Origin of the sequence: Pseudolysinimonas sp., from assembly GCF_031389465.1 — a bacterium.
GTDB lineage: Bacteria > Actinomycetota > Actinomycetes > Actinomycetales > Microbacteriaceae > Pseudolysinimonas_A.
Map to the genome: position 1 here is coordinate 1 of NZ_JANMSQ010000128.1, position 12373 is coordinate 12373.

The 12373-nt window shown below is 67.6% G+C and carries 10 protein-coding genes; 7 read left to right on the plus strand and 3 right to left on the minus strand.

Annotation, left to right across the window (positions count from 1 at the left end):
• Nucleotides 1-113: 113 nt before the first annotated feature.
• Nucleotides 114-2600 (minus strand): DNA topoisomerase IV subunit A, encoded by a 2487-nt coding sequence (locus RMO30_RS04840; protein WP_309710234.1) that lies wholly within the window; start codon nucleotides 2598-2600, stop codon nucleotides 114-116.
• A gap of 12 nt (nucleotides 2601-2612) precedes the next feature.
• Between RMO30_RS04840 and RMO30_RS04845 the strand changes: the two genes are divergently transcribed.
• A complete protein-coding gene (locus RMO30_RS04845; RefSeq protein ID WP_309710236.1) occupies nucleotides 2613-3722 on the plus strand; it encodes an alkaline phosphatase family protein in 1110 nt (369 codons plus the stop codon).
• 3 nt (nucleotides 3723-3725) lie between these two features.
• On the opposite strand, the gene sepH is transcribed toward RMO30_RS04845, so the two are convergent.
• Nucleotides 3726-4787, minus strand: a complete 1062-nt coding sequence (gene sepH / locus RMO30_RS04850; protein WP_309710239.1) for a septation protein SepH — start codon at nucleotides 4785-4787, stop codon at nucleotides 3726-3728.
• Nucleotides 4788-4976: 189 nt separating this feature from the next.
• On the opposite strand from sepH, the gene RMO30_RS04855 reads away from it, so the two are divergent.
• Nucleotides 4977-5267 carry a DUF4193 domain-containing protein gene (locus RMO30_RS04855; RefSeq protein WP_309710257.1) on the plus strand — a complete coding sequence of 97 codons (291 nt, stop codon included), beginning with the start codon at nucleotides 4977-4979 and terminating at the stop codon, nucleotides 5265-5267.
• Between the two features lie 4 nt (nucleotides 5268-5271).
• On the opposite strand, the gene RMO30_RS04860 is transcribed toward RMO30_RS04855, so the two are convergent.
• Entirely contained in the window at nucleotides 5272-5664 is a 393-nt protein-coding gene (locus RMO30_RS04860; RefSeq protein ID WP_309710242.1) for a DUF3093 domain-containing protein, read from the minus strand.
• An 89-nt stretch (nucleotides 5665-5753) separates the two neighbouring features.
• Between RMO30_RS04860 and dut the strand changes: the two genes are divergently transcribed.
• The 5 genes from dut to dxs form a co-directional block, all read left to right on the plus strand.
• Nucleotides 5754-6218, plus strand: a complete 465-nt coding sequence (dut, locus tag RMO30_RS04865; protein WP_309710245.1) for a dUTP diphosphatase — start codon at nucleotides 5754-5756, stop codon at nucleotides 6216-6218.
• Nucleotides 6215-6817: a DUF3710 domain-containing protein gene (locus RMO30_RS04870; RefSeq protein WP_309710248.1), complete on the plus strand. Its 603-nt coding sequence runs from the start codon at nucleotides 6215-6217 to the stop codon at nucleotides 6815-6817. The genes dut and RMO30_RS04870 overlap by 4 nt, the downstream gene beginning before the upstream one ends.
• Nucleotides 6818-6819: 2 nt before the next feature.
• Complete coding sequence (locus tag RMO30_RS04875) at nucleotides 6820-7536, plus strand: DUF3159 domain-containing protein (protein ID WP_309710251.1); 717 nt, start codon at nucleotides 6820-6822, stop codon at nucleotides 7534-7536.
• 84 nt (nucleotides 7537-7620) lie between these two features.
• Nucleotides 7621-10455, plus strand: a complete 2835-nt coding sequence (locus RMO30_RS04880) for an aconitate hydratase (RefSeq protein ID WP_309710253.1) — start codon at nucleotides 7621-7623, stop codon at nucleotides 10453-10455.
• Nucleotides 10456-10475: 20 nt separating this feature from the next.
• On the plus strand, nucleotides 10476-12373 hold a 1898-nt coding region (dxs, locus tag RMO30_RS04885), incomplete at its 3' end, for a 1-deoxy-D-xylulose-5-phosphate synthase (RefSeq protein ID WP_309710255.1).

The window sequence follows — 12373 nt, forward strand, 5'->3', positions numbered from 1 at the left end:
GTGTTGCTCGTCGCACTCACCATGGCGGTCCTCGCGGTCGTGGTCTTCGTCCTCTGGGGCGCAAGCCTGCTCTTCAGCTGGCTCGGGATTCCACGCCTTCCTGGCCCGATGTTCTAAAGCGTGCGGCCGATCGAGCCGACCACCGCATCCATCGGGGTTCCGGAGGCGTCGCGCTTCGCGCCCGCGTCTGGGAGGGTGCGCAATGAACCGTCGGGCCCGACCGCAAGGGCAGGCGCCGGACCGGCCCAGGCCAGCGCCAGGGAGTTCTCGCCCTTGAGGAAGGTGTGCGCGCGCACGCCGCCCGTCGCGCGGCCCTTACCCGGGAATTCGCTGAATGCGGAGACCTTCGCGCGCCCCGGGTCGGCTCCCGCGAGGGTTTCGGTGGGTGTCGAGATCGTTGCGACGACGACATCCGCCGACGGGTCTACGGTGCCGAAGAACAGCACCTTTGCGCCCGAAGAGAGGTTGATGCCCGCCATGCCGCCTGCCGCGACACCCTGCGGTCGCACCGCCGACGCGGCGAATCGCAGCAGCTGGGCGTCGGTTGTGACGAACACCAGTTCCTCGGCGTCGCCTCCCTGTGCGATCCCGACGACCTCGTCGCCGGGCTTCAGCGCAATCACTTCGAAGTCGGGCTTCGCGGGCCAGCCGCCGGCAGCGACCCGCTTCACAACGCCGGAAGCCGTACCGAGGGCGATCGGCTCGTCGGAGCTGAGTGACACCAACCCGAGCACGCGTTCCTTCTTGTCGGCGAGTCCCAAGTAGTCGCCGATACGCGCGCCAGCGGCAAGCTGCACCGAGTTCGCGGGCACCGACGGCAGGTCGACGGGGGAGAACCGCACCAAGCGGCCTCGTGACGTGACGGCACCGAGCTCGCCGCGCACCGTCGAGGCGACCGTGGAGAGGATCGCGTCGTGCCGGTTGCGCCGACCGCTGCGCGCGCGCGTTTCAGGGAGTTGCGCTTCGCCACCCTCGACCCGCACGGTGCGTCCGGTGGTGGACAGTACGACCAGGGTGGGGCCGTCGGCGATCTCGAGGGCAGGCCCTCCGGTCGCGGCGGCGCGACGCTGTGCGGGCGTTGCCGCGATGGATGCCTTCGCCTCGGTGAGCAGCGTGCGACGCGGGGTGCCAAAGCGCTCGGCCACGTCATCCAGCTCGACGCCCACCTGAGTGCGCACGCGTGCCGGGTCGCCGAGCAGCGCTTCGAGTTCGGCGATCTCCTCCTGCAGCTTGTCGCGCTCGCGCTCGAGTTCGATGCGCGAGAACTTCGTGAGGCGGCGCAACTGCAGCTCGAGGATGTAGTCGGCTTGCAGCACCGAGAGGTCGAAGACCTCGATCAGGCGGACGCGGGCGGCGGCGGCGTCATCCGATGAGCGCACCACCTGGATGACCTCGTCGATGTCGAGAATCGCGATGAGCAGACCGAGAACGAGGTGCAGACGCTCCTGCCGGCGGGTGAGCCGGTATTGGGAGCGTCGCGTGACCACCGAGATGCGGTGATCGAGGTAGACCTTCAGGAGGTCCCGCAGGCCGAGGGTCAGCGGCTGGCCGCCGACGAGGCAGACGTTGTTGATGCCGAAGCCGTCTTCGAGCGGAGTGAGGCGGTAGAGCTGCTCGAGCACGCCCTCCGGCGAGAAGCCGGTCTTGATGCCGATGACGAGCCGCATCCCGTTCTTGCGATCGGTGAGGTCGGTGACATCCGAGATGCCGGTGATCTTCTTCGCCTGCACCCCGTCTTTGATCTTCTCGATGACCTTCTCGGGTCCGACCAGGTAGGGCAGCTCGGTGACGACGAGGGCGGTTCTGCGGGGCCCGACCTGTTCGACCGTGACCTTCGCGCGGGTTTTGAAACTGCCGCGTCCGTTGGCGTAGGCATCCCGGATGCCATCGAGGCCGACGATCGTGCCACCCGTCGGCAGGTCAGGGCCGGGCACGTACGCCATCAGCTCGTCGAGCGTCGCTTCGGGGTTTTCGAGCAGGTGCTTCGCCGCCGCGGCTACCTCGATGAGGTTGTGCGGCGCCATGTTGGTCGCCATGCCGACCGCGATGCCCGAGGCGCCATTGACGAGCAGGTTCGGATAGGCCGCAGGCAGTACCTCGGGCTGGGTGAGCTGGTTGTCGTAGTTCGGAACGAAGTCGACGACGTCTTCGTCGAGCCCTTCGCACATCGCGACGGCTGCCGCGCGCATCCTGGCCTCCGTGTAGCGAGCGGCTGCCGGGCCGTCGTCGAGCGAGCCGAAGTTGCCGTGCCCATCGACGAGCGGCACGCGCATCGTGAAGTCCTGGGCGAGGCGCACGAGCGCGTCGTAGATCGCGGTGTCACCGTGCGGGTGCAGGCGACCCATCACGTCACCGACGACGCGGGCGCTCTTCACGTGTCCGCGGTCGGGGCGAAGGCCCATCTCCGACATCTGGAACAGGATGCGGCGTTGCACGGGCTTGAGCCCGTCGCGCGCGTCGGGCAGGGCCCGCGAGTAGATGACCGAGTAGGCGTACTCGAGGAACGAGCCCTCCATCTCGGTCGCGACATCGACGTCGAGGATGGTGCCGTCGCCGGGCGCGGAGTCGTCTGCTGCGGTGGGAGGAGGTGGGGAAGTCATAAGATCGGGGCCATGTTACCGGCGGTCAAATCCCACCGGTTCAGCCTCACCGACGTCCTGTCGAATTGCCTCTTCTCGGTTCGCGGTGAACGAGGCAACCTGAACCTGCCGTTCGTGCAGCACGCCGTCGTGCTGCTCGTCGACGGGCTCGGTACGGTCGCGCTCGACGCCCATCGCGGCTACGCCCGACGGCTTCTCGCCGCACCGAGGTCCGACGTCATCCAGACGGTGTTTCCCTCGACGACCGCATCGGCGCTCGCGTCGCTCACCACCGGGGTCCTCCCGGGGATGCACGGACTCATCGGCTACCTCGGCTTCGACTCCAGCGGCGACCGGGTCATCAACCAGCTCACGGGCTGGGGCGGTGACCTCGATCCGGGTACCTGGCAGCGGGTGCCGACGCTCTTCGAGCAAGCGACGGCCGTCGGGATTCCGACATTCGCCGTAGGCCCCGGCCGCTATCGCGACTCAGGCTTCACCGCGGCCGTACTGCGTGGTGCGGAGTACCGGGCGGGGGACTCGATCGCGGTCCGCCTCGCGGAGGTGCGCCGCATCCATGGCAGCTACGACCGATCGCTCACGTATGTCTACGCGCCGGAGCTGGATGTCGCGGCCCACGCGTCCGGGATCGCCTCCGTGGCTTGGTCGTCGGCGCTCGAAGAGGTGGACGAGGCCGTGGGCGCGTTCGCCGCGGGGCTCGGCCCGAAGGCAGGGTTACTCGTCACGGGCGACCACGGCGGCCTCGACATCCCTCGCGACGACCACGTCATCGTCGACTCCGGTTTGCTCGCCGGCGTGCGACATGTGTCGGGTGAGCCGCGCTGTATCGCGCTGCACCTCGAACCAGAAGCGGATGCCGTCGAAGTCCTCGCGCGCTGGCAGGCGGCCGAGGGCGGGCGGGCTTGGATCGCGACCCGTTCCGAAGCCGTCGACGCTGGCTTCTTCGGCGATGTCGACCCCGACGTGCTGCCCCGCATCGGCGACATCCTCGTCGCGGCCCGCAAACGCGTCGCGTACTACCTCGACGAGAACGACCGGGGTCGCAGCATGATCGGCCAGCACGGCTCGCTCACCCCGGAGGAAGCCCACATCCCACTCTTGAGGTTCGGCGCCTTCGGCTGACGGCTACAGGTCGTCGTCGGTGCGGGCGCCGAAAACGATCTCATCCCAGGATGGCATTGAGGCTCGCCCTTTGCTGCCGCGGCGACCGTTCGGGCCGGTGTCGCGCGCCGTGGGTTTGGTGCGCATCGAGTCGATCGGGACTTCGTCGGTGCCGTCGAGCGGAATGTCGATGAGTCGCACGGTGCCGGTTGACGGGCGCGCGGCGATGGACTCTTCGGGGTCGGGGTCCATCGGGTCGCGTTCGCCACGGCGTTTGCGGAGGGCTTCGAGTAGGTCGGCGGTCTGGTTCTTCTTCACCGGCAGTAGCTCGACGTCGCCGACGCGACCGTAGGGGACGGGCTCGAGCAGGGGGCCGGTCTGGGCGTCCGAGTACGAGGGGCCTGAGAACGGTGCCTCGGAGGGCGCGGTGTCTGCGGGGCTGAGGTTGAACGCTCCGCTGTCGAAGCGAGCAGCGTCGGCTTGCTCGTCGAGCGGCACAGCCCGCAGGCGCGGCAGCAGGTTCGCGGGTTGCTCGCCCTGCTGCGAGAGCGTGATCGCTTCCTGGTTGAGGGGCGCAAGGGTCGACTTCTTGGGGTCGAACGACCACCGGGCGTCGTGGTCGATGGTTTCGGCGACGAACGTGAGTTTCACGACCCAGCCGCCACCTTCCTCTTTCCAGGAGGCCCAGCGTTCCCCGATCGCGTGCCCGTCGGCGAGCCGTCGACGGATCACCGTTCCGAAGGTGACGCCGCCGCCGAAGGGGTCGGTCTCGTTGGCGAGTTGCACGGGCACGGCGAGAGCGGATTCGATGACGAACTCGCGTTCGGCGAGAACCGGACCTTCGAAGCGCTGCACGTAGTCGAGGGGCACCCCGGTGATCGCGGCGACGTCTTCTGCCGACATCCCGGCTCGGATGTGCGACTGGATCTCTCGCGGCGAAAGTTTGCGTACGTTCCCGGGCTCCGGTGACGACTGACGAAGCCGCGATTGCAGCACGTCGTCGATAGCGACTCGGTAGCGGTTGCCTTCCTCGGAGGCGACGAGCAGCGAACCGCTCTCCACGCCGATGACTTTCAACTCTTCCATCGGGCACCTCCCTCGGGCCCCAGGATGCCACGGCGAGTCCGGGATTCCGGGGAATATCGCGGGCGCGCCGGAAGTTGACCCGCACGTGGCGACCGCCTGATTTCGGGTGGTTTGCGATTCCCCCGTCGATCATGCAGACTGACGCCGCCGAATCGAGCACCACGGCAGCTACACACGAGATGGATGGGCATGGCAACCGACTACGACGCACCGCGCAAGACCGACGACGACACGGAGTCGATCCAGGCCCTGCAGGAGCGCACCCCGGACAAGCTCTCGGGCGTTGTTGACGTCGATGATGCGTCTGCCGATGGCTTCGAGCTGGGCGGCGCCGACCTGTCGGACCTCGATCTCGACGTCGTCGTGCTCCCGCCTCAGGATGACGAGTTCACCTGCGTCAACTGCTTCCTCGTGAAGCACCAGTCGCAGTTCGACCACGACACCAAGCTCGGGCCCATGTGCACCGAGTGCTCGGCCTGATCCGCTAAGGCGTCAACGCGGCGGCCAACTCTTCGGGTCGCCTGGTCGAGACCAGCCAGTACGGCGTCGGATCGGCCTCGTCGGTGATCTCGATCCGCACGACCCCCGAGATCCAGCCCCGCAGCACGAGCCAGGCCCGCGCGTCGAGTCGAGTACCGCGTTCTGCGACGGCATCCGATCCGGTGTGCGCGGTGACGGCACCGACGAACGAGCGCTCGATTCGCGCCCGACCGACGCGCAGCATCCCGTCGGTCACCTCGATCACCGGGGTGGTCGCCAGCAAGGCGATGACGATTGCGCCGTAGAGCACGATCGCGACCGCGATGCCCGCGGCGGAGGAGATCGGGAGAAAGACCAGAAGGCTCGCAGGGATGACGAGCGCCGTCGCCAGGAACACCCACCAACCCGGCCAGAGCCTTTCCCGGAAGGAATTGGGCCGTTCGCGATACCGCATGCCTCTATTCGAGCATGGGCTAGCCTCGTCAGGTGACCGAGTCGATAGAGGTGCTGTTCTCAGGCACCCTCCCGGTCTACGCCCACCCAGGCGATGCCGGCGCGGATCTGGTCTCGTCCGACGACATCGTGCTTGCCCCCGGCGAGCGGGCGACGGTCGGTACCGGCCTCAAGATCGCCCTGCCGAACGGGTACGTGGGCTTCGTCGTGCCGCGCAGCGGGCTGGCTGCGAAGCACGGAATCACGATTGTGAATTCGCCGGGCACGGTGGATGCCGGCTATCGCGGGGAGCTCCGCGTGACACTGCTCAACACCGACGCCCGTGAGTCGTACGCGATCGCTGCGGGCGACCGGATCGCGCAACTCATCGTGATGCCCGTGCCGAGCGTACGGTTCGTCGAAGTCGAGCGCCTCCCCGGCAGCGACCGCGGCGAAGGCGGCTTCGGGTCGACCGGATACGGGGCATCCGACAGCACAACAGGAGCAGTTACCTCGTGAGCGACACCGAACACCCCAAATCCGCCCCGGCCGATCGTGCGACGGCCGGTCCGTTCGACGACTCAGAAGCCAACCCGGTGCGGCCCTATGTCGACCTCGGGGGCATCAAGTTGCTCCCGCGCGCCGACCTCGCCGTGCGCCTCGAGGTGGAGGAGGGCAACAAGCGCGTCGTCGCCGTTGCCCTCGACTACGCCGGGTCGACGCTCCAACTGCAGCCGTTTGCGGCACCGCGGTCGAGCGGACTGTGGCACGAGATTCGCGAGCAGATCGTGCAGCAGATCGAGAAGCAGGGCGGCCGGACCGCCGCGAGCACCGGATCGCTCGGGCCCGAGCTGCGGGCCGAGATCCCCGCGCCCGGCGGCCAGGGCGTGCGGATCGCCCGCTTCGTCGGCGTCGACGGACCGCGGTGGTTTCTGCGCGGAGTGATCAGCGGTGAGGCTGCGGTGAACCCCGAGGCCGCCGCCAAGGTCGAGGAACTGTTCCGGACCGTCGTCGTCGTGCGCGGCACCACCCCGATGCCGCCGCGTGACCTCATCCCCCTGCACGTCCCGTCGTCGGTCGCCGGAGCCACCCCGACCGGCCCGGCGGCCCAGGTCTGACGATGGCAGAACAACAGCCGGCGGATGACGCCGTCCCGACGTTCCGCGAGGCGATGTCTGCCGCAGCGCGACGTTCCGGCCTAGGCAAGGTGACGCCGGGGGAGACCCCGACGGCCGGCGCACTGCTCGCCGCGATCGGCGGCGCCCGCGGCCTCGTGGAGTCCATTCTTCCTGGACTCGGGTTCTTGGTCACGTACACGATCACGCACGACCTGGTGCCGTCGGTGCTCGCCCCGCTCGCCCTCGCCCTCGTCTTCATCGTCGTGCGGGTCGTCACGCGTCAGCCGGTCACGACCGCGCTCGCCGGCGCCCTCGGGATCGGGATCTCGGCTACCCTCGCGCTCTTCACGGGCAACGCCAACGACAACTTCGTACCCGGCTTCTTCATCAACGGCGGGGTGTTGGTGGTGATGATCGTCAGCCTTCTGGCGCGTCGCCCGTTCGTCGGCGTAATCGTGGGGCTGCTGCTCGGTGACGACGACTGGCGGCGGAATCCGGCGAAACTAAGGGTCGCCACGGTCGCGACGATCTTGTGGGCGACGCTCTCGGCAGTGCGGCTCGCGGTACAGGTACCGCTCTATCTCGCGGAGTCGACCGAAGCCCTCGCTGCCACCAAGCTCGTCATGGGAGTGCCGCTCTACGCCGCACTTCTCTGGGTTACCTGGCTTCTGGTGCGCACCGCGTGGCGTGCTCGTGAAGAACCCGCCGACGGGCGCTAGAATTATCTCGACGTCAAGATAAATCGCGACCGGCCAGGCTTAGGATTGCCTGGCGGGCAAGCGCGGTGTCACGAGGAGACAACAGTGTCGAAGGTCAACAGCTTCAGTTCGAAGGACACCCTCACGGTCGGCAGCACCGACTACGAGATCTTCCGCATCGACACCGTTCCCGGGCACGAGAAGCTTCCATTCAGCCTCAAGGTGCTGCTCGAGAACCTGCTGCGCACCGAAGACGGCGCCAACGTCACTAAGGCGCAGATCGAGGCGCTCGGCGCCTGGGTGCCCACGGCCGAGCCCGACACCGAGATCCAATTCACCCCCGCCCGCGTCATCATGCAGGACTTCACCGGCGTCCCCTGCATCGTCGACCTCGCCACGATGCGCGAAGCCGTGACCGCGCTCGGCGGCAACCCCGACAAGATCAACCCGCTCTCGCCCGCCGAAATGGTCATCGACCACTCGGTCATCGCCGACCTGTTCGGTTCCGAGAACGCCCTCGAGCGCAACGTCGAGATCGAGTACCAGCGCAACGGCGAGCGCTACCAGTTCCTTCGCTGGGGCCAGACCGCCTTCCAGGACTTCAAGGTCGTGCCGCCCGGAACGGGAATCGTGCACCAGGTCAACATCGAGCATCTGGCGAAAGTCATCTACGACCGCGAGGTCGACGGGGTCTTGCGCGCCTACCCCGACACGTGTGTCGGCACCGACAGCCACACCACCATGGTCAACGGTCTCGGTGTGCTCGGTTGGGGCGTGGGCGGCATCGAGGCCGAGGCGGCGATGCTCGGCCAGCCGGTGTCGATGCTCATCCCGCGTGTCGTCGGCTTCAAGCTCACGGGCGAGATCCCTGCGGGGGTTACAGCGACGGACGTCGTGCTCACCATCACCGACCTGTTGCGCAAACACGGCGTGGTCGGCAAGTTCGTCGAGTTCTACGGCAAGGGCGTCGCGTCGGTGCCGCTCGCCAACCGCGCCACGATCGGCAACATGAGCCCGGAGTTCGGTTCGACCGCTGCGATCTTCCCAATCGATGACGTCACCCTCGACTACCTGCGCCTCACCGGGCGCGACGAGCAGACGGTCGCGCTCGTCGAGGCCTACGCGAAGCTGCAGAAGCTCTGGCACGACGCGGAGCACGAGCCCGTGTTCAGCGAGTACCTCGAGCTCGACCTCTCGACCGTCGTCCCCTCGATCGCCGGCCCGAAGCGCCCGCAAGACCGCATCCTGCTCGCCGACTCGAAGGCGCAGTTCGAGAAGGACATCCTGAGCTACACGACCCCGTCAATCAGCCACGACATCGTCGATCTCGAGTCGAAGCATTCCTTCCCGGCCTCCGACCCGGGTGGTCGTCCCGGCGACGAAGAAGAGCACACTCACGAGGTACACATCTCCTCCGGGGCTCCGGCAGCGGCGTCGAAACCCGTGAAGGTCACCACCCCCGAGGGCACGACGTACCTCCTCGACAATGGCGCTGTGACGCTCGCGGCGATCACCTCCTGCACGAACACGTCGAACCCGTCGGTCATGATCGCGGCGGGGCTGCTGGCTCGCAACGCCGTGAACAAGGGGCTCAAGCGCAAGCCGTGGGTGAAGACCACTCTCGCCCCGGGCTCGAAGGTCGTCACCGACTACTACGAGAAGTCGGGCCTCGACAAGTCGCTCGAGAGCATCGGCTTCTACACGGTCGGCTACGGCTGCACGGTCTGCATCGGCAACTCGGGCCCGCTCATCGACGAGGTATCTGCGGCGGTCAACGAGCACGACCTCGCGGTCACCGCGGTGCTCTCGGGCAACCGCAACTTCGAGGGGCGCATCAGCCCCGACGTGAAGATGAACTACCTGGCTTCTCCGCCGCTCGTCGTCGCCTACGCGCTCGCGGGTTCGATGCACTTCGACTTCGCGATCGATGCGCTCGGCACGGATGCCGACGGCAATGACGTGTTCCTCAAGGACATCTGGCCGTCGCCCGAAGAGGTGCAGCAGACGATCGACTCGTCGATCTCGCGCGAGCAGTTCATCAAGCAGTACGCGACCGTCTTCGACGGCGACGAGCGCTGGAACAGCCTGCCGACGCCCAACGACCCGATCTTCCAGTGGGACCCGAACTCGACCTACGTGCGCAAGGCGCCGTACTTCGACGGCATGACGATGGAGCTGACCCCGGTCGCCGACATCCATGGTGCCCGAGTAATGGCGACGCTCGGCGACTCGGTCACGACCGACCACATCAGCCCGGCTGGCAACATCAAGCCGGGAACTCCGGCGGCCGATTATCTCACCGAGCACGGCGTCGACCGTGTCGACTTCAACTCGTACGGCTCGCGCCGCGGCAACCACGAAGTAATGATCCGCGGCACCTTCGCGAACATCCGGCTCAAGAACCTGCTGGTCAGCGCGGTCAACGACGGCGCGGTCGTCGAGGGCAGCTACACCCGCGACTTCACGAAGCCCGGCGGCCCGCAGTCTTTCATCTACGACGCGTGCATGAACTACCAGGCCACAGGCACCCCGCTCGTGATCTTCGGCGGCAAGGAGTACGGCTCCGGCTCGTCGCGCGACTGGGCGGCCAAGGGCACCTCGCTGCTCGGCGTGAAGGCGGTCATCACCGAGAGCTTCGAGCGCATCCATCGCTCCAATCTGATCGGGATGGGTGTCGTGCCGCTGCAGTTCCCCGCGGGTCAGACCTGGGAGACGCTCGGTCTCGACGGAACCGAGATCGTCTCGATCGAAGGGCTCGAGCAGCTCAACGAGGGAGTCACGCCGAAGACCGTGAAGGTCACTGCGGCGCCGAGCGAGTTCTCGCCCGAGGGGAAGAAGACGGTCGAGTTCGACGCGGTCGTTCGCATCGACACCCCCGGGGAGGCGGACTACTACCGCAACGGCGGCATCCTTCAGTACGTGCTCAGGTCGCTCGTCTGACGCGCGGCTAGGCTCGGAGCATGACTGTGCTCGAGGGCATCCGCGGGCCCCGCGACCTTGACGCGTTGAGCAAAGAGCAACTCGCCGAGCTCGGTGCCGAGATCCGGCGCTTCCTCGTGACCGAGGTCTCGAAGACCGGCGGGCACCTCGGCCCTAACCTCGGCGTCGTCGAACTGACGATGGCGATCCACCGGGTGTTCGACTCGCCCCGCGATGCCGTCGTGTTCGACACCGGGCACCAGAGCTACGTGCACAAGCTGCTCACCGGGCGACAGGACTTTTCTCGGCTGCGGATGAAGGGCGGCCTGGCCGGCTACCCGCAGCGCTCGGAGAGCGAGCACGACATCGTCGAAAGTTCGCACGCATCCTCATCGCTGTCGTGGGCGGACGGCATCTCGCGGGCGTTCGCGATGACCGGGCAGGGCGACCGGTACGTCGTCGCGGTCGTCGGCGATGGGGCGCTCACCGGCGGGATGACCTGGGAGGCGCTCAACAACATCAGTGACGACAACTCCCGTCGGCTCGTCATTATCGTCAACGACAACGGTCGCTCCTACGCACCGACGATCGGCGGGATGGCGCGGTTCCTTAACGACGTGCGCACCCGTCGCTCCTACCGCCGCCTCCATCGCACGAGCCAGCAGGTGTTCGACAAGTTCGGCACCGTCGGTCGCGCGCTCTACCGCGGAACACGCGGTGCGGTGCACGGCTTCCTCTCCCGATTCACCAACAACCAGGCGCTCTACTCCAACCTCGAGATCAAGTACCTCGGCCCGGTGCACGGGCACGACCTGGCCGCTCTCGAGTCGACCCTGCGTCAGGCGAAAGAGTACGAAGCACCCGTCATCGTGCATGTCATCACCGAGAAGGGCCACGGCTACGGCCCGGCGATCGCGGATGTCGCCGACCAGTTCCACGCGGTCGGGCAGATCGACCCCGAAACCGGCGAACCCGTCGAGGCGGCATCGCGGCCGTCGTGGACGAGCGTGTTCGCCGACGAAATCGTCGAGCTCGCAGATGAGAACCCACGGCTCGTCGGCATCACCGCGGCGATGCTGCGGCCGACCGGCCTCCATCGATTCGCCGAGAAGTACCCCGACCGGGTGTTCGACGTCGGCATCGCCGAGCAGCACGCCGTCACCAGTGCGGCAGGGCTCGCCTACGGCGGCCTGCATCCGGTGGTCGCCCTGTACGCGACGTTCGTGAACCGCGCGTTCGATCAGGTACTCATGGATGTCGCGCTCCACCGAGCCGGGGTGACCTTCGTGCTCGACCGGGCCGGGGTGACCGGGCCCGACGGTCCGAGCCACCACGGGATGTGGGACCTCGCGATCCTCCAAGCGGTGCCGCACATCCGGATCGCGGCCCCGCGCGACTCGGCCCGGCTCCGCGAGCAGCTGCGCGAGGCCGTGCAGGTTGACGACGCCCCGACCGTGCTGCGCTACTCGAAGGGCACCGTCGGGAGCGAGCTGGATGCCGCCCGCCGCACCGCCGACGGCGTCGACGTGCTGCGCGAGGCGGCGCACCGCGACGTACTCATCGTCACGGTCGGGCCGATGGCGAAGCTCGGACTTCAGGTCGCGGAACGGCTCGCGGCCCAGGGGATCGGTGCCACCGTCGTCGACCCGCGGTGGGTCATCCCCGTGCCCGCGTCGATCATCGACATGGCTCGTGACTACCGTCTCGTCGTCACCATCGAGGACGGCATTCGGGTCGGCGGCATCGGTACCCGCATCCGCCAGGAACTGCGCGCCGCCGGAGTCGACACGGCTGTCGACGAACTCGGGCTACCCGACCAGTTCCTCGACCACGGCGATCGCGGTGAGATCCTCGCCGAGGTGGGCTTGTCGGATCAGCAGATCGCTCGCGACATCGTCTCGCAAGTGCTGGGCACGCGCATCCCGGTTGCCCGACCGCT

Coding starts and splice junctions, on each gene's coding strand:
- RMO30_RS04840 (WP_309710234.1), bottom strand. CDS start 2,600: ATGACTTCCCCACCTCCTCCCACCGCAGCAGACGACTCCGCGCCCGGC.
- RMO30_RS04845 (WP_309710236.1), top strand. CDS start 2,613: ATGTTACCGGCGGTCAAATCCCACCGGTTCAGCCTCACCGACGTCCTG.
- sepH (WP_309710239.1), bottom strand. CDS start 4,787: ATGGAAGAGTTGAAAGTCATCGGCGTGGAGAGCGGTTCGCTGCTCGTC.
- RMO30_RS04855 (WP_309710257.1), top strand. CDS start 4,977: ATGGCAACCGACTACGACGCACCGCGCAAGACCGACGACGACACGGAG.
- RMO30_RS04875 (WP_309710251.1), top strand. CDS start 6,820: ATGGCAGAACAACAGCCGGCGGATGACGCCGTCCCGACGTTCCGCGAG.